The sequence below is a fragment of the Paenibacillus cymbidii genome, from assembly GCF_004764705.1.
Lineage (GTDB): Bacteria > Bacillota > Bacilli > Paenibacillales > NBRC-103111 > Paenibacillus_AN > Paenibacillus_AN cymbidii.
This window is the reverse complement of the sequence record NZ_SHLX01000026.1, coordinates 1-15,980: the sequence shown is the minus strand read 5'-3', so window position 1 is coordinate 15,980 and position 15,980 is coordinate 1. Positions and strand designations below refer to the sequence as shown.

Genomic DNA, 15,980 nt, shown 5'->3' with positions numbered 1-15,980 from the left:
GCCGCACCGAAACAAAAGACAAGAAAGCGAAATTACAACCATTTTTGAAGCGCTGTCATTTCGTTAAGATTAAGGTGACCTTCGGGAAGCGGGCATGGCGGCTTTTCCGAAGCGACCAAGCGAAGGAGGAGAATAGCTTGAACAAAAAAGGGATCGGGTCGGCGCTTGTCGCCAGCATGATGGTGGCAGGCATCCTGGCGGCTTGCAGCGGGAAAGAAAATGGAGAAAATGGCGCTTCGCCGAAGACATCGTCGTCCGCATCGCCGTCCGCAGCGGCATCGGCTTCGGCGTCGCCCAAACCGTCGGATGCCGGCAGCGGCGGCAATGCCGACGTCAAGGGCACCATTACGTGGGCGACGCACCGGACGGACTTGGTCGACAATGGCACGTTCGACGCTTACGTCGCCAAATTCAAAGCCAAATATCCGGGCGTCACCAATGTCAAGATCGAAGGGCTCAAGGACTACGGACAAACGATCAAGGTACGGCTTGCGGGCAATGAGGCGCCGGACGTCTTTTCCCCCGTCGATACCGTTCAGGAAAATTACGCTTCGCTGTACGCGCCGCTGGACGACCTGGGGCTGAAAGGCAAAATCATTCTCGAGCAGAACGGGACCTACAACAACCATCTGTATTACGTAACGACGGGCGGCGTGACCGGCGGCCTGATCTACAACAAGGCGGCCTTCGCCAAAGCCGGCCTGTCCGGTCCGCCGAAAACGCTGGATGAGCTGTACGCCGCGGCGGCAAAACTGAAGGCGGCCGGCATCACCCCGATGGCCACCGATTTCAAGGACGCCTGGACGCTCGGGTATTACTTCGATGCGGTCAGCTATTATGCCGGCTCGGACAATTACCACAACTACATCTTCAATACCGCCAACCCGTTTACGTCTGACGGTCCGTTCGGGAAAGGATTCGGCATTCTGAAGAAGATGATCGACAACAAGTGGGTTGAGCCGGATATTTATTCGACCGATTGGGAGAACAGCATAAAGGAAATCGCTACGGGCAAGGCGGGCATGTATTACATCGGCCAATGGCTGCTCCCGCAAATGGCGTCGACCGGCGGCGGCAATCCGAAGGATTTTGGTTTCGTGCCGTTCCCGTACGACAACAGCGGCACCTACAAGGCATTGATCGCCAGCGACTACAGCATCGCCGTCAGCGCCAAGAGCAAAAACCTGCCGACGGCCAAGGCATGGCTGAAGTTCATCATCGAAGAAAGCGCCTACGCCGACGACGCCGGCTTGCTTCCGGCGCTCAAGGACCGGGCTTCCGGCATCCCGCAGCTGACCGAGTTCAACTCCTGGAAGCCGACTTACGTAACGTCCGGCGCGCAGCTGCAGCCTTCGATCGAGATTGAGCAGAAGATGCAGTTCGATCCGACCAAGATGCTGCAGGAAGCGGTAGTGGCCAAGGACATGCAGACCGTGTTCGACAAATATAACAAGCTGTACGCCGACACGAAGAAGGCGGCAGGAAAATAACTCCCCGCCTATTCGCCGCGGGAAGCCGCGCAAGCGGCAGCGGGCAGCCAAACGAACAACCGGCAGGAGCCGCCAATTCGTTTGGCTGCCGATTCTTCGGAAAGGAAACGCGCCATGTTCAATCTCAGCTACAAGCAGCAAAAGACGGCCATCGTGATCGGATTCCTGCTCGTGCCTTTGGCGCTGCTGGCCGCATTCGGCGTGTATCCCGCGCTTGAGCTGATCCGGCTCAGCTTCGCTTCCTGGAACGGATTTACGGCGGACCTGAAGTGGGTAGGCCTGGACAATTACCGGGAAGTGTTGCAGTCACCGGAGCTGTTCAAGATTTTCGGCCACAACGCCGTCTACCTGCTGTGGGGGCTGATGCAGAACGCGGCCGGGCTGATGTTCGCCATTGTGCTCGGCTCGCGGCTGCGCGGTCGCAACGCGTACCGGGTCATCCTGTTCCTGCCGTACATTCTGAACGGAACGGCGGTCGCGTTCATGTTCAAGTATATGTACCAGACGGAGATCGGCTCGCTTAACGCCCTGCTGTCGGCCATCTCGTTCCGCGACGTGTCGATCAGCTGGCTGGGCAACCCCGCCATTGTCAATCACGCGCTAGGATTTGTCGGATTATGGAAATTCATGGGCTTCAATATGGTCGTTTATTTGGCGGCGCTGCAGTCGATCCCGACGGATATGACGGAAGCCGCGCGCATCGACGGCGCCAGCCGGCTGCAAATGCTGCGGCATATTACGCTGCCGAGCATCGTGCGCATCATCGAGCTGAATTTGTTCCTGACGATTATCGGGGCCCTGGAAGCGTTCGAGTTGCCGTTTCTGCTGACGGGAGGCGGGCCGCTTGGCGCCAGCGAAACGTTCGTGACGCATACGGTCGCCACCGCCTTCAAATTCAGCCATTTCGGTCTGGCATCCGCCATGAGCGTCATCCTGATCGTGCTGGTGGTATTGGTGCTTTCGCTGCAGCGAATGATCATGCGGAGGTGGGACGAATGAGCATGAAGCCTCATTGGACCGGCAGCGCGCTGAAGCACGGGGCGCTCTGGCTGGCCGCCCTTGCCATCTTTTTTCCGCCTTATGTGCTGGTGCTCAGCTCCTTCAAGGGTAAGCAGGAATTTGCCCATTCGCCTGCGTTCTCCTGGCCGGCAAGCTTCCTGAACCTGGACAATTTCCGCTTCGTGCTGAGCAAGGGCGAACTGTTCCATGCCTTTGGCAATACGCTCTCGATTATCGCGCTGTCGCTGATCGGCAACCTGCTTGTCAGCACGATGGCCGCTTATGCGCTCGGCCGGTTTCAATTCAGGGCCAAATCCTTCATTATGGGCGTCTACATCGCGATGTCGTTTATTCCGATGATTACGACGCAGGTGGCGACCTTTACGGTAATTAAACATCTCGGGCTTTTCAATACGCTGTATGCGCCTGTAGCACTGTACGTGGGGGCCGATATCATGCAGCTTTACGTTTATCTGCAATTTATTCGCGCCATTCCGTACGAGCTGGATGAAAACGCGATGATGGAAGGCGCAAGCCTGCTCCGGATTTACTGGACGATCGTACTGCCGCTGATGACGCCGGCGATTGTGACGATGATGATTATCAAGGCCATCAACATCTACAATGACATGTATATCCCCTATCTGTACATGCCGGCTCGCGAACTCGGCGTCGTGTCGACCAGCCTGATGCGCTTCGTGTCGGACCGGACAACGGAGTGGCAGTACGTTTCCGCGGCCGTGCTGCTCATCATGCTCCCGCTTGTCGCAGGATTCCTTCTGGCGCAGCGATATGTATTTGCCGGAATTGTCGCCGGAGCGGTAAAATAACCGTACCTGCAAACAAACTCCGGCAAGGAGGAGACGGCATGACGGGAAACGGGCGAAACGGAAACGTAACAGCCGGCTTTCCGCGCGGCGCGAACCGGACGGCAAGATGGAAAGCCTCGTTCGCCAATCTTTCGATGCAAAGCAAGATGATCGTCATTTTCGTGTTTCTGATTTCACTGCCAATCCTGATGGTCGGTTATGTGTCCTATCGCAACTATTCCCATGCAAGCCAAGGCTTGACGACGGATTATGTCGCGTACATCGCGGCCAACAATTTGAATCGTCTCGACGATTACGTGACGGATCTGTTCAATATGTCTGCCATGCCGCTGTACATGTCCAGCCGGCAATCGAACGAGGATTTCATGAAGTATCTGGGCAGCCCGCTCATGAGCGTGGACAAAAGCTACTTCATGGACCGATACCTGCTTTATTTGAACAAAATCAAACCCGATACCGTCTCGGTATACGCCTTCGACAATTACGACAATGTATTCTACAATGTCAAATCGCACAGCAAGCGCAGCGACTTGAACGACATGCGGCAGAAATGGGCCAAGGCGGCGGCCGCGGGCGACGGGTCGCCCCGGCTCATCAGCACCCAGGGCGTACCGGTCGGAGAACTGACGGCAGGCAATTACGCCTACTATGCCTTCACTGTCGTTCGACAGCTGAAAGACCTCGACAGCCGGCTGCCTGTCGGATTCATTGCGTTCGATACCAGGCTTGGCGGCATCGAGCGGTGGATGGCGGACATGGACAAGCTGACCAAGGGCAAAACGACATTGGTCGACGAGAACGGTTATATCGTGTACGACAGCGATCAAAAGCTGATCGCCAGGGAATTGGGCGAGGTCATCGATTTGAGCGGGGCCCGCGGCCAACGCGGTACGGTTTCGATCAACTGGAACGGCGTCGATTATATCGTCATGTACGATACATCCGCGCTGACCGGGTGGAAGATGTACGTTTATGTGCCGATCGCCGAAATTACGCGCCAGGCGGCGGCGATTCGCAACTTTACGAACGCCAGCACGCTGACGATAATCGCCTTCGCGCTGTTCATTTCAATCGTGTTGACATACGCGCTTACCCGTCCGCTGCGCAAGCTTCGCCAGCTGATGCGGGAGGTGCAGCGGGGCAATCTCGGCGTCCGCTTCCAGGTCAAGTACAGCGACGAAATCGGCTCGCTTGGCACTCACTTCAATATTATGCTAGTTCGCATCGAAAGGCTGATCGAGGAGGTGAAGTGGACGCAGGAGCGCAAGCGGGAGGCCGAGCTGCAGTCGCTCCAGCATCAGATCAACCCGCATTTCATCTACAACACGCTGGAGATGATCCGGATGACGGCGGAGGCAAAGGACGACGAGGAGATCGGCGACATGATCTTCGTGCTCGGCAAGCTGCTTCGCTACGGCATCGAGCAAGGCAACGCTCTCGTGACGATCGGCGATGAGCTTGGGCATCTGAACCGCTATTTGGAGCTGCAAAATCTGCGGTTCTCCAACCGATTCGTGCTGGAAACGGATATTTCGGACCGGCTGCTGCAGTATCGGTGCATCAAATTGCTGTTCCAGCCGCTCGTGGAAAATGCGATCCACCACGCGTTCAAATCGAAGCGCGGCCCCGGCACGATCCGGATATCCGCGGAAATCGCGTTCGAGGATCTGCTGCTTCGGGTCGCCGACGACGGCAGCGGCATGAGTCCGGAAGCGGTAAAGCGGCTGAATGTCAAGTTGAGCGGAGGCGGCGGCGAACAAAACGGCAGCGGCCGCGGCATTGGAATCGGCAATGTAAACGACAGAATCAAGCTGCATTACGGAGCCGCCTACGGCTTGTCGGTGTCGAGTGCGGAAGGCGGCGGAACCGTCGTCCTGATACGCCTGCCCGTCAAGGACGAAGCGCCGGGTATCGGAACCGTCGAGGAACGGGCAAGGCATGCGGAAACGGGAGGGGATGGCCATGACGCTGCGCGTGGCGATCGTTGACGACGAGGAGCGCATTCGCACCGGGCTCGAGCGCATCCTCGCCAAGTGTCCGACACAGCAGACGATCGTCGGTTCCTACGCAAACGGCATGGATGCGATGATCGGGTCGCTGTCGCCCGCACAGGGCAAGCCGGATGTGCTGATTACCGATATCGAGATGCCGGTGATGAACGGCCTGGTATTGGTCCGGGAGCTGAGGAAGAAGCTTCCGCAGCTGTACGTCATTGCGCTTAGCGGTTACAGCGAATTCGAATATGCGCGCGAGGCGCTGCGGCTCGGCATAACCGATTATTTGCTCAAACCGGTCGAGAAGGTTGAGCTGTTCCGCTTGCTGGAGACATTCCGCAAGGCGAAGGATCGCGAAAGCGGCGAGGACGGAACGGCGAAAGCGGCGGCGCAACCCGAAAGCGGCGATAACGGAGGCGTGGTGGCCAAAGTTCATCAACTGCTGGACAAGGAGTATGGCGCGCCATTCGACCTGAAGCGTTTATCCGCGCTGGTGGGCCTGAGTCCGAGCTATCTCAGCCATCAATACAGCCAGAAGACGGGCGAAACGATCACCGATTACCTGAACCGGCTGCGTATCGGAAAAGCGAAGGAATTTTTGCAGGATTACCCGGATTTGAAAATCTATGAAATTGCGCGGACGGTAGGCTATCCGGATGTGATGTATTTCAACAAGCTGTTCAAAAAAATGACCGGGTTGACGCCGAAGGAATACCGCGGCGGGGATTCCCGCTGACACGTAGCGTGAAATCAAATTCGACCGTTGTCCAAATGGATAGGCCTCTTGCTCCGCCGCAAACGGAGACGAGGCTTTTTTGTTTTGAACGCCTGTTTCATCGCGATCCGAAGACAAGTCCGCCGTCCGCTTCGGAAGACTTGGCCGGGTTATCGCTGCGAGGGACGTTGGCCGCTGTTTTTTCCCGCCAAAGTGATCTTGTTGGAAAGCGTCGAATCGTGTAGACACTGGCGATGGCGTGTGCTTAAATGGGATTGGTACTGTCGTTTTGGGAGGGGAAACGATGACAACTTTTGCGCGCTTCCGCAAGGCGTCGCGCAGTCGCGTGCTGCCGGTTATGCTTGTTCCGGTGCTGCTCGGCGCTGCCGGCGCTTATGCGTGGGAAGGGACGTTTCATCCGCTGGTGCTGCTGATTACGCTGCTCGGGGCGGCCAGCGCGCACCTGTTTTCGAATATGATCAACGATTTGTGGGACTATCGCAGCGGCGTCGATACGGCAGCCAAAGATACGGCCGGCGCGATCCCGACCAATTCCGGCCTGCTCGCCAAAGGCGAAATGCCGGAGCGCACGTTCGCCGCGCTCACCTGGGGCTTGTTTGCGCTGGCTGCCGTCTGCGGCATCGCGCTTGCGCTCATCAGCGGCTGGGAAGTGCTCGTGTACGCCGTGCTGGGCGGGCTGCTGGCGTATTTCTACGTGGCGCCGCCGCTGCGCTTCGGCTATCGCGGCAAAGGCTACAGCGAAATCGCCATCCTGCTGTCGTTCGGAGTATTGCCCGTCGCCGGCAGTTATTATGCCCAGACGTCGCATCTCGATATGCGGGCGCTGCTCATTTCGCTGCCGGTCGGGCTGCTGACGACGCTGGTGCTGTTCAACCACCATTTCCTGCACTGGCAAGCCGATCGCGCCGCGGGCAAACGTACGCTCGTGGTCGTGTTCGGCGAAGCGCTGGCGCTGCGGTTTTCCGTCAGCCTGCTGCTGCTGGCGCTGGTATCGCTTGTCGTGGCGGTGACGGTCGGCGCTTTGCCGTGGTATGCGCTGCTTGGCCTCTTGGTCGGCCTGCCGTTCATCCGGCTGTACCGCTCCTTCGGCGCTACCAATCCTTCGGCCGCCTATTTGCCGCTGATGGGCGCCGCGGTCAAGTCGGTCATGCGCTGCGGCGCGGTGATGATCGCCAGTCTTTTCGTATACGGGCTGCTGCAGCTTTAGCACCTATTTTGCAACCGGGGAGAGGATTCGACATGGAAAAGGAAAAAGAGTGGCTCGTCGGCGATTTCCATACGATTCTGGCGGAAGGCGACGTGTGGCAAACCGGCGGCTTCCCGCTGCAGGACGGCAGCTTCTGGCGTTATCGCGAGCCCAATGCGGTCATTATTGTGCGAAACGGCATTCTATATGTGCGCGCGCCGCTGTCGCGGAGCCACGACAAGGTGCAAATTCTCGACAACGCGAAGCATATGTATTATTCGGCCCAGCCGGTGGAAGTGCCGGAGGACGGCGAGATCAGCTTCGAGCTGGACATCCGCGCCCGCACGCAAAACACCGCGCCGAACGATTTGTACGACGGCTTCGTGTCGCTCAACCTGCTTGATTTTACGACGGGCGGCGCGCTCGACTTTTTTGTCGGCAACGATACGTATGCCAGCGTGTATGCGGTGCTGCAGTTCCCGGGGGTAACGGTGCCGGAGACGGACAAGCCGAAATATTTTTGCATTTTCCGCGAGGGGCAGGATTTCCGGCAGCGCGAGTTCAACACGTACCGAATCACGTATAACCGTCGGAACGACGAAGTCGTCTTCGAGCTGAACGGCCGCGAGGTGCGCCGCGAGACGGGCGTGCCGGTCAAATTCAACCAGTTCCGCATCGCGCTCGGGATCATGACGGAGAAGGACATTACGCCGGAAGGCAGCGTGTCCGTGCATGGCCAGGTGATTGCCGGCGAGTGGTCGCCGGTGAAAGTGACCGTGCGCGAAAGTTGAAACAGGCTGGCCGCCTTGGGGCGGAGGAGGAGAAGCGATGATCGACATTCGGCAGCTGCGGCGCGAGGAAGTGGCGGAAGCGCTGCGGCTCAGCGAATTTGCCTTCCAATATGAACTGACCGACGAGGAACGCGCGCGACGAGTGGAGACGACGAATCCGGAGCAGGTGTGGGCCTGTTTTGTCGATGGCGCGCTTGCCGCCAAACTGTCGCTGCTGCCGCTGCACACGTGGCTGCACGGCAAGCCGTTTGCGCTGGGGGGCGTGGCCAGCGTCGCGACATGGCCGGAATTCCGCCGCCAAGGGTTGGTTGCGCGTTTGCTGAAGCTGGCGCTCGAGCGCATGAAAGCGGGCGGGCAGACGCTGTCGTTTCTGCATCCGTTCGAGTTTGGTTTTTATCGCAAATACGGCTGGGAGACGTACGTCGACATCAAATCGTATACGATCGAAGCTGCCCAGTTGCCGACATTTGCGGCTGTGCCGGGCAAGATGCGGCGGACGGACGATTGGCGGGAGCTGCGCGAGGTTTATGCGGCGTATGCCGCCGATTACAACGGCGCGATTGCCCGCGACGAGCGTTGGTGGACGGATCGTATTTTTGCCCGGAAAAAAGGATTTTCCGCCGTTTACGACAACGAGGCCGGACAAGCGCGCGGGTACGTGCGTTATCTTGTGCGCGATTCCGTCATGACCGTACACGAGCTTGTGCATCTCGACGAAGAGGCGCGGCGCGGGCTGTGGCGGTTTATCGCCAACCACGACTCGATGCTGCGCAAGGTCGAGCTGAAGGCGCCGAGCGACGACGACTTGCCGTTCCTGCTCGCCGATCCGCGCATCAAGCAGGAGGTCGAGCCGTACTTCATGGCCCGCGTCGTTGATGCGGAGGCGCTGTTGCGGTTGTTTCCGTTTGCGCCGGCGGCTGCGGGCGGCACGCTGCGCTTGCGGCTGCGCGACGAGTTTGCGCTGTGGAACGACGGCGCTTATGAGGTTGCGTTCGGCGCCGGTCCCGGCGGCGAGGCCCGCGTCACGCGGCCGGCGGCTGCGGATGCGGAGGCGGCCGGCTCCGGCGATGACGCGGCGGCGTGCGACATCCAGACGCTTGCGTCGCTGTTAATGGGCTACAAGCGCCCGGCCGAGCTGGCGCGGATCGGGCGGCTTGCCGCGAGCGAAGCGGCCGTGGCTTTGCTCGAAGCGGCGCTGCCGCGGCGCACGACGTATTTGCCCGACTATTTCTGATGCGGGAACAGGGCGGTTGCTGCCGGTTAATCGGCGGCGGCCGCTTTTTGTTGTCGCATCTGGATTTGCAGCGAAAATAGCCGATGAAAAATGGCTTATTTGCCCAATTTGAGGTGCCTCGGAGGAAATAGCCAGTGAAAACATGGCTTATTCGCTCGGTCAGGCCCCCAAATCGGGCCTTTTAGATGAAATAGCCAGTGATTTCGCTGGCTATTTTTGCGAGATGACCCGTTTCTGGCGAAATAGGCAATAAAATATGGCCTATTTTACAAGAGGCTACATTGGAGGAGAGGTACAAAAAGCAAATTAGTTAGTTGGCGAAGGGGAGAATACTGCGCTTTGGGCAACGTGTCTGCTTTGCGATGGTCTAACTGGAGCGGAGAAGCGAGGGTGGCGGAGCGCTTGCAGTTTCCCCACTTCCCGCGCCGCGTATGGTCTGAGCCGGAATTGCCCCTTCGGACCGAACGCCTCCCCGACCTTGGTCCAGTCGCAAAAACCATCGCAGGTCCGTTTTGCCGGAATCCGGATTCGCCTAGAATAAAGACATGAAAGCGAGAGAAACAACCGAAAGGCGGTGATAATATGAAACTGAACAAAGGGACCGGCTTCGCGCTGCTGCTGATCGCGTTCGGCGCGCTCATGCTGCTCAGCAAGATCGGCATCCACTTCGGCGGCCTGTTCGCCTACATTATCCCGATCGCACTTATCGGGTTCGGTTATATCGGCGTCAAAAACGGCAAGTCGCTGATCGGATGGGTGCTGATCGTGCTCGGCGCGGTTTTGCTGCTCGGCAAGCTGTCGAGTCTGATCGGCATCGCAATCGCCATCGGGCTGATCGTATTCGGATTTTCGATGCTGAGAAACAAATCCGCCTGAAGCGGACGGCGCAAGCAACCGCAGCCACACCGGCAACCATGAAGACGAATGGAGGAAACGCGAATGAGCATCGCAAGAAGAGTGCGCGACATGACGGTCGCGACTATCAACGACAAGCTGGAGCAAGCGGAAGACCCGGTTCGCATGATCGACCGCTTCCTGCACGACCAGCGGGAGCAGATCGGCCAAACCGAACGACTGTACGCCCAGTGCATGAGCCACGCGCAGTCGCTGCGCCAACAATACTTATCCGCCGAGCAGTACAAGGAGAAACGCGAGCAGCAAGCGATCACCGCGCTCAAGGCGGGCGAAGACGAAGTGGCGCGGCTGGCGCTGCAGGAGAAGCTGCTGCACGAGGAGAAGAGCGCGCAATACCGCGAGCTGTACGAGCAAAGCAAGCAGTCGATCATCGAGCTTGAGGACCAACTGCGGCAGCTCAAGAGCGACTTCGACGAAGTCGCGGCGAAACGCCAGTATTACATGGCGCGGATGGAGACTGTCCGGCTGCAGCAGCGGATGAACGAGCATTTGAACATGACGAACGCAGGCCGTCACAATCCGCGCATGTTCGGGCGGCTCGAAGAACGCGTATCCGATATGGAAGCTGAAGCAAGATCGCTCCGCGACGTGCGGATGTTCGGTCGGGAGGCGCTGTATCACGCCGGCAGCACAATTCAGCAGGCGCTCGACACCGAACTCGGCAAGCTGCGTCGCAAACTGGAGCAGGAAGGTTGGACGAACCGATGACAAAGCTGTACCGCTCGAGCCGAGACAAGAAGCTGTTTGGCCTGTGCGGCGGACTGGCGGAAATGCTGAATCTCGACGCCACGCTGCTGCGGCTGGTCGTCGTCATCGTAACTGTTTTTACCGGCGGTTCGGTTATCCTGATTTACATTGTCGCCAGCATGGTCATTCCGAAAGAACCGGGCTACGACGGGTTCGCGATGTACGGCCACATGCCGCCTCCGCCGTCAACGCCGCCGTCGCCGGGATTCCGCGGCAGCGCCGGCAGCATGTACGGCCCGGCACCGCAGCGTCCGCAAGCGCCGGCGCCGGCCGCCCATCATCCGATCGACGAGATGATGAAAGACATCGAGAAGAAAGCGATGCAGAAAGAACTGGAAGAACTTCGCGCCAAATTGGCCAAATACGAGAAGGGAGACGAATAAAATGGGAGTATTCACACGCATCAAAGATATGACGAAGGCATCGATCCACGAGGTGCTTGACAAGGTGGAAGATCCGATCATTATGCTCAACCAGTACATCCGCGACATGGAAGAGGAAATCGCCCGGGCGGAGGTAACGGTAGCCCGCCAAATCGCCAGCGAACGCAAGCTGGAGGAGCGGCTGCGCGAAGCGATCCGCATCGCCGCAACCCGCGAGGAGCAAGCGGCGAACGCGCTGCGCGCCGGCCAGGAAGCGGCGGCTCGCCAGGCGCTGGAAGAGAAGCTGTACTACGACGGCCGTATCGCCGAATACACGGAGCTGCACGCAAGCGCCAAGGCGCAGGCCGAAGAATTGGTTGCCCAACTGCACGGCATGAAAGACGAGTTCTACAAGCTGCGCAACAAGCGGAGCGAACTCGTATCCCGCGCCCAACTGGCCAAAGCGAAGAAGCAAATGGCGCAAGTTACGTCGGTCAATGTCATCGAAGGCGGCAGCGCCGTCCGCGGCTTCCACCGGATGGAAGAAAAAATCATTCAAATGGAAGTCGAAGCCGAAGTAAGCCGTCGTCCTTATATTCCGGGAACGGGCCTTGCCGGAGCGGTATCGCCGACATCGGCGGCCGATCAGGCGAAGCAGGACAAAGTGGGCGAACAGCTGCGCCTGCTGAAGAACAAGCTGGGCATATCACAGCCGGCCGCGGCAGCACCGGCGGCGGAAGCGCCGCAAGGCGAAGCGCAGAACGAGGCGTAAAATTAGCTTTGAAGCAAGAAAGCCATGTGTGATATGCTATTGTGGGAAAAGCCATAGGGTGATTACGCCCGTATGGCTTTTCGATCTGCGACCGGCACAGCGGGAGAGGGGGCGAGCAGCATGGACAATTCCAAACAAAACCGTCACCGCGGCACCTATGCGATTCTGATCGGCGCCGGCGTGTATTTGCTGCTGTTCAAGCTCCTCGGCCTTGCGACGCTGATGGCCGTCTTGCTTGTACTGCTCGGGTTGTACGTGTTTTATGCATACGGGTTCCGGAAAAAAGGGCTGTTCCTGCTCGTGGTCGGCATTTTGGTGCTGCTCGGCCATCATTTGCTGCTCATTTTATCGCTCATCCTCATTTCGCTCGGCTTCTTTTACATCAAATCGAAACAAATGCACAAAAACGACCGGTACATCCAGAAACAGAAGCTGCTCGAAAACATTCGCTGGGACGACTCGCCGTGGGTTATGCGCGACATGAGCCTCTGGTTCGTGGTCGGCGAGGTGCATATGGACCTGTCGCTGGCCATCATCGAAAACAAGGAAACGACGATCATGCTGCAAGGCATCGTCGGCAACATCGACCTGATTGTACCCGAGGAGCTGGGCATCGCGGTTGAAAGCTCGGTGCTGTTCGGCCAGCTCGATGTGGAAGACAGGCGCGAGACCGGCATGATCAACAAAATCGTCTGGCAATCGCCCGGCTTCGAGACCAGCGATACAAAAGTGAAACTGATCATTTCCTACGTCGTAGGAGATGTTGACATTACCGTCGTGTAACCGGCGCGGGGAGGAACAACCATCGTGGGCAAACGGCTGACCAGCATGATCTGGCGAAGCACGGGCGAAGCGATTGTGCTCGGACTGTTGCTGTTCGCGGCGATCATTTATACGTTGAATTTTTACGACTACATTCGTCCGTTCCCGTCATGGAGCGCCGGCGTCGGCGTCAGCCTGCTGCTGATCGGCGTCGTAGTCGTGTTGTGCGCGGCGTTCGGGTACTGGAGCGGCAGCCGGATCAACAGCCGGCTCGAGCAACTGCGCGAGACGATGCTGTTTCTCGAGAAAGGCAGCTTCGCGCGTACGGTGCCGCCGCTCGGTGAAGACGAAATCGCCCGCCTCGGCGAGCAGTTGAACCGGATAACGAAGAAATGGGAAGAACAAGTATCGTCGCTGCAGCGGCTGTCCACGAACAATGCGCAGCTGACCGAAAAGGCTCGGCTGACGGCCGTCGTCGAAGAGCGCCAGCGGCTGGCCCGCGACTTGCACGACGCCGTCAGCCAGCAGTTGTTTGCGATTTCGATGACGGCGACGGCGGTTGGCCGCACGCTGGACAAAGATTTCGAGAAAGCGAAGCGGCAAATTTACCTGATCGAGGAAATGTCGTCCGTCGCGCAATCGGAGATGCGTGCGCTGCTGCTGCACTTGCGCCCGGTGCACCTCGAAGGCAAACGGCTTTCGCAAGGGCTGCGCGAGCTGCTGCTGGAGCTGCAGGCGAAGGTGCCGATGGACATCGCCTTCGACATGGACGAGGACATTCAGTTGTCCAAAGGGATCGAAGATCACCTGTTTCGCATCGTGCAGGAGGCATTGTCCAATACGCTGCGGCACGCCAAAGCGTCGAAGATGGAAATCCGGCTGCAGCGGCCGACGGAAACGATCCGGCTGACGATTCGCGACAACGGCATCGGCTTCGAAATGGACGCGCAGAAGCACGCCTCGTACGGGCTGCTGTCGATGAAGGAGCGCGTGAACGAAATCGGCGGTTCGCTGAACATCATTACCGCCCCCGGCAAAGGAACCCGCATCGATATTCGCGTCCCGGTCATGGCGGCGGTCGCCCTGGGCGAAGGAGGAGGAGAAGCAAACGATGGACAACCCGATTAAAGTGCTGCTCGTCGACGATCACGAAATGGTGCGCATCGGCCTTGCCGCCGTGCTCGGCACCGAAGACGGCATCGAAGTCGTCGGCGAAGCCGGCAACGGCAAGGAGGGCATCCGGCTTGCGCTGGAGTACAAGCCCGACGTTGTGCTGATGGATCTCGTCATGGAAGGCATGGACGGCATCGAAACGACGCGCCGGCTGCTCGCCCAATTGCCGGATTGCAAAGTAATCGTGCTGACCAGCTTCCTCGACGACGAAAAGATGTACCCCGTCATCGAAGCGGGCGCCTTCAGCTACTTGCTCAAAACGTCTCGCGCAAGCGAAATCGCCCAGGCGATTCGTGCCGCTGCCAACGGCCAGTCGATTCTCGAATCGCAGGTGGCGTCGAAGATCATGAACCGCTTCCGCCAGCCGAAGCCCGCGGCCGCGCCGCATCATGAGCTGACGGACCGGGAGATGGAAGTGCTGCGGCTGATCGCCGGCGGCCGCTCGAACCAGGAAGTGGCGGACGAGCTGTACATCGGCGTCAAAACGGTCAAGTTCCATGTGACGAACATTCTCGCCAAGCTTGGCGTCGAGGATCGTACGCAAGCGGCGATTTACGCGTTCAAGAACGGGTTGGCGGAATAGGCAAAAGCGGCCGGAATCGGGTACAATAGGAGCATCGATTATTCATACCCAAGCAGGAGGATTCCCATGATTTCCATGCAAGCCCGGTTCAATTCCGATACGCTCGGGATGGTCGCTTCCATCCATGCGCTGGTGCCCAAAGGCGAAGGACCGTTCCCGACATTGTACTTGCTGCACGGCCTGTCGGACGACGATTCGATCTGGCAGCGCCGCACGTCGATCGAACGTTACGCGGATGCGCACAATATTGCGGTGATCATGCCGTTCGGCATGCGCAGCTTTTACGCCGATATGGCACACGGCTACAAGCATTACACGTACATAGCGGAAGAACTGCCGGCTGTTGTCGAAGGATTGTTCCCGCTCTCGAAGCGGCGCGAGGACCGGTTCGTCGCCGGGCTGTCGATGGGCGGGTACGGCGCGTTCAAATTCGCGCTCAATCGGCCCGACCGTTTTGCCGCGGCGGCAAGCTTGTCCGGCGCGCTCGATATCGTCACCCGGGAGAAGGAAGCTCCCTACGAGTTCGACATCATTTATGGCGTCGAGGGCAGGAAGAAACTGGAAGGAAGCATGAACGATTTGTTCCACCTGGCGAAGACGGTCGCCGCTTCCGGCGGTCCGATGCCGAAGCTTTACCAGAGCTGCGGGACGGAAGATTTCCTGTATGCCGACAACGTGCGGTTCCGCGACTATGTGCGGACGCTGCCGTTCGACTATTACTATGAGGAAGAGCCGGCCGTGCACGAATGGGGCTACTGGGACCGGCAAATCGTCAAAGTGCTGAACTGGCTGCCGCTCGCCGGCAAATCATGAGGTTGCCGCGTTGCGGCGCCATGCAAGCCCCGGGTGGGATACCGCCCGGGGGTTTTCCGCATGTTTTGTTCGTGGACATAGCTGGAAGCAGAACCGCACCCGGAACCCCGCAACCCGGAACCCGGAACCCGCAACCGCACCCCGCAACCGCACCCCGCAGACTACTCCAGCTGCATTAATGCACTTAAAATCACCCCAAACAGATGATTGGGGCTGCTTAACTGCAAAAGTACATTTAATTTCTTAGGTTAATTCGGTAGTAATGAATTTAGACTAGAAAGTAGACACACTGTAACAGCGACCTGATACAATACAAACAAACGAAAGGTCGAGGTGTGTCATGGGAAATATCCGCCAACATTTTGATGAGGAGTTCAAACGCCAAACGATCAAACACATGCAAGAAACCGGGAAAACACCAGCCGAAGTTTCCAAAGAGCTGGATATTCCTGTGAGTAGTATTCGCGGATGGCGAAAACAGTTCACAGACGTCGGTGAAAAGTCCCAATTATATGTGGACCACGAGAAGCTGAAGAAACTGGAAAAACAGAATCAAGATCTGCAGGAGGAACTCGCGATCCTAAAAAAGGCGA

Annotated in this window: 17 protein-coding genes; all 17 read left to right on the top strand. The window is 58.3% G+C overall.

The genetic code is table 11. The features are described from left to right. The first annotated feature begins 137 nt into the window (after window positions 1-137). Window positions 138-1,490 carry an ABC transporter substrate-binding protein gene (locus tag EXY20_RS28145; RefSeq protein WP_167859575.1) on the top strand — a complete coding sequence of 451 codons (1,353 nt, stop codon included), beginning with the start codon at window positions 138-140 and terminating at the stop codon, window positions 1,488-1,490. A 114-nt stretch (window positions 1,491-1,604) separates the two neighbouring features. Next, the gene (locus EXY20_RS28140) at window positions 1,605-2,489 is read left to right on the top strand and encodes a carbohydrate ABC transporter permease (protein WP_135555487.1); all 885 of its coding nucleotides are present in this window, start codon (window positions 1,605-1,607) and stop codon (window positions 2,487-2,489) included. Further along, window positions 2,486-3,319, top strand: a complete 834-nt coding sequence (locus EXY20_RS28135; protein WP_235886235.1) for a carbohydrate ABC transporter permease — start codon at window positions 2,486-2,488, stop codon at window positions 3,317-3,319. The genes EXY20_RS28140 and EXY20_RS28135 overlap by 4 nt, the downstream gene beginning before the upstream one ends. A gap of 38 nt (window positions 3,320-3,357) precedes the next feature. After that, window positions 3,358-5,307 (top strand): cache domain-containing sensor histidine kinase, encoded by a 1,950-nt coding sequence (locus EXY20_RS28130; protein ID WP_135555485.1) that lies wholly within the window; start codon window positions 3,358-3,360, stop codon window positions 5,305-5,307. Continuing rightward, on the top strand, window positions 5,282-6,049 hold the full coding sequence (locus EXY20_RS28125) for a response regulator transcription factor (protein WP_135555484.1): 768 nt from the start codon (window positions 5,282-5,284) through the stop codon (window positions 6,047-6,049). The genes EXY20_RS28130 and EXY20_RS28125 overlap by 26 nt, the downstream gene beginning before the upstream one ends. A gap of 283 nt (window positions 6,050-6,332) precedes the next feature. Then, on the top strand, window positions 6,333-7,256 hold the full coding sequence (locus EXY20_RS28120) for a prenyltransferase (RefSeq protein WP_135555483.1): 924 nt from the start codon (window positions 6,333-6,335) through the stop codon (window positions 7,254-7,256). Window positions 7,257-7,288: 32 nt separating this feature from the next. Next, window positions 7,289-8,026 (top strand): DUF6081 family protein, encoded by a 738-nt coding sequence (locus tag EXY20_RS28115; protein ID WP_135555482.1) that lies wholly within the window; start codon window positions 7,289-7,291, stop codon window positions 8,024-8,026. 37 nt (window positions 8,027-8,063) lie between these two features. Continuing rightward, window positions 8,064-9,260 carry a GNAT family N-acetyltransferase gene (locus EXY20_RS28110; protein WP_135555480.1) on the top strand — a complete coding sequence of 399 codons (1,197 nt, stop codon included), beginning with the start codon at window positions 8,064-8,066 and terminating at the stop codon, window positions 9,258-9,260. A 582-nt stretch (window positions 9,261-9,842) separates the two neighbouring features. Next, window positions 9,843-10,136: a LiaF transmembrane domain-containing protein gene (locus EXY20_RS28105; RefSeq protein ID WP_135555478.1), complete on the top strand. Its 294-nt coding sequence runs from the start codon at window positions 9,843-9,845 to the stop codon at window positions 10,134-10,136. A 63-nt stretch (window positions 10,137-10,199) separates the two neighbouring features. Then, the gene (locus tag EXY20_RS28100; RefSeq protein WP_135555477.1) at window positions 10,200-10,883 is read left to right on the top strand and encodes a PspA/IM30 family protein; all 684 of its coding nucleotides are present in this window, start codon (window positions 10,200-10,202) and stop codon (window positions 10,881-10,883) included. Next, entirely contained in the window at window positions 10,868-11,305 is a 438-nt protein-coding gene (locus EXY20_RS28095; protein ID WP_328592602.1) for a PspC domain-containing protein, read from the top strand. The genes EXY20_RS28100 and EXY20_RS28095 overlap by 16 nt, the downstream gene beginning before the upstream one ends. Before the next feature lies 1 nt (window position 11,306). After that, complete coding sequence (locus EXY20_RS28090; protein WP_135555476.1) at window positions 11,307-12,056, top strand: PspA/IM30 family protein; 750 nt, start codon at window positions 11,307-11,309, stop codon at window positions 12,054-12,056. A 120-nt stretch (window positions 12,057-12,176) separates the two neighbouring features. After that, window positions 12,177-12,839 carry a cell wall-active antibiotics response protein LiaF gene (liaF, locus tag EXY20_RS28085; protein ID WP_135555475.1) on the top strand — a complete coding sequence of 221 codons (663 nt, stop codon included), beginning with the start codon at window positions 12,177-12,179 and terminating at the stop codon, window positions 12,837-12,839. A gap of 45 nt (window positions 12,840-12,884) precedes the next feature. Further along, entirely contained in the window at window positions 12,885-13,946 is a 1,062-nt protein-coding gene (locus tag EXY20_RS28080) for a sensor histidine kinase (RefSeq protein ID WP_135555637.1), read from the top strand. Beyond that, window positions 13,930-14,574 carry a response regulator gene (locus EXY20_RS28075; protein ID WP_135555473.1) on the top strand — a complete coding sequence of 215 codons (645 nt, stop codon included), beginning with the start codon at window positions 13,930-13,932 and terminating at the stop codon, window positions 14,572-14,574. The genes EXY20_RS28080 and EXY20_RS28075 overlap by 17 nt, the downstream gene beginning before the upstream one ends. Before the next feature lie 66 nt (window positions 14,575-14,640). Next, entirely contained in the window at window positions 14,641-15,387 is a 747-nt protein-coding gene (locus tag EXY20_RS28070; RefSeq protein WP_135555472.1) for an alpha/beta hydrolase, read from the top strand. A 340-nt stretch (window positions 15,388-15,727) separates the two neighbouring features. Further along, window positions 15,728-15,980 (top strand): transposase (locus EXY20_RS28065; protein WP_135547603.1); only part of this gene is annotated, 253 nt, incomplete at its 3' end.

Excerpts from the sequence above, each read along its gene's own strand:
- EXY20_RS28140 (WP_135555487.1), top strand. The coding sequence starts at position 1,605 with ATGTTCAATCTCAGCTACAAGCAGCAAAAGACGGCCATCGTGATCGGA.
- liaF (WP_135555475.1), top strand. The coding sequence starts at position 12,177 with ATGGACAATTCCAAACAAAACCGTCACCGCGGCACCTATGCGATTCTG.
- EXY20_RS28080 (WP_135555637.1), top strand. The coding sequence starts at position 12,885 with ATGATCTGGCGAAGCACGGGCGAAGCGATTGTGCTCGGACTGTTGCTG.
- EXY20_RS28100 (WP_135555477.1), top strand. The coding sequence starts at position 10,200 with ATGAGCATCGCAAGAAGAGTGCGCGACATGACGGTCGCGACTATCAAC.
- EXY20_RS28130 (WP_135555485.1), top strand. The coding sequence starts at position 3,358 with ATGACGGGAAACGGGCGAAACGGAAACGTAACAGCCGGCTTTCCGCGC.
- EXY20_RS28070 (WP_135555472.1), top strand. The coding sequence starts at position 14,641 with ATGATTTCCATGCAAGCCCGGTTCAATTCCGATACGCTCGGGATGGTC.
- EXY20_RS28105 (WP_135555478.1), top strand. The coding sequence starts at position 9,843 with ATGAAACTGAACAAAGGGACCGGCTTCGCGCTGCTGCTGATCGCGTTC.
- EXY20_RS28110 (WP_135555480.1), top strand. The coding sequence starts at position 8,064 with ATGATCGACATTCGGCAGCTGCGGCGCGAGGAAGTGGCGGAAGCGCTG.
- EXY20_RS28115 (WP_135555482.1), top strand. The coding sequence starts at position 7,289 with ATGGAAAAGGAAAAAGAGTGGCTCGTCGGCGATTTCCATACGATTCTG.
- EXY20_RS28075 (WP_135555473.1), top strand. The coding sequence starts at position 13,930 with ATGGACAACCCGATTAAAGTGCTGCTCGTCGACGATCACGAAATGGTG.
- EXY20_RS28120 (WP_135555483.1), top strand. The coding sequence starts at position 6,333 with ATGACAACTTTTGCGCGCTTCCGCAAGGCGTCGCGCAGTCGCGTGCTG.
- EXY20_RS28125 (WP_135555484.1), top strand. The coding sequence starts at position 5,282 with ATGACGCTGCGCGTGGCGATCGTTGACGACGAGGAGCGCATTCGCACC.
- EXY20_RS28135 (WP_235886235.1), top strand. The coding sequence starts at position 2,486 with ATGAGCATGAAGCCTCATTGGACCGGCAGCGCGCTGAAGCACGGGGCG.
- EXY20_RS28090 (WP_135555476.1), top strand. The coding sequence starts at position 11,307 with ATGGGAGTATTCACACGCATCAAAGATATGACGAAGGCATCGATCCAC.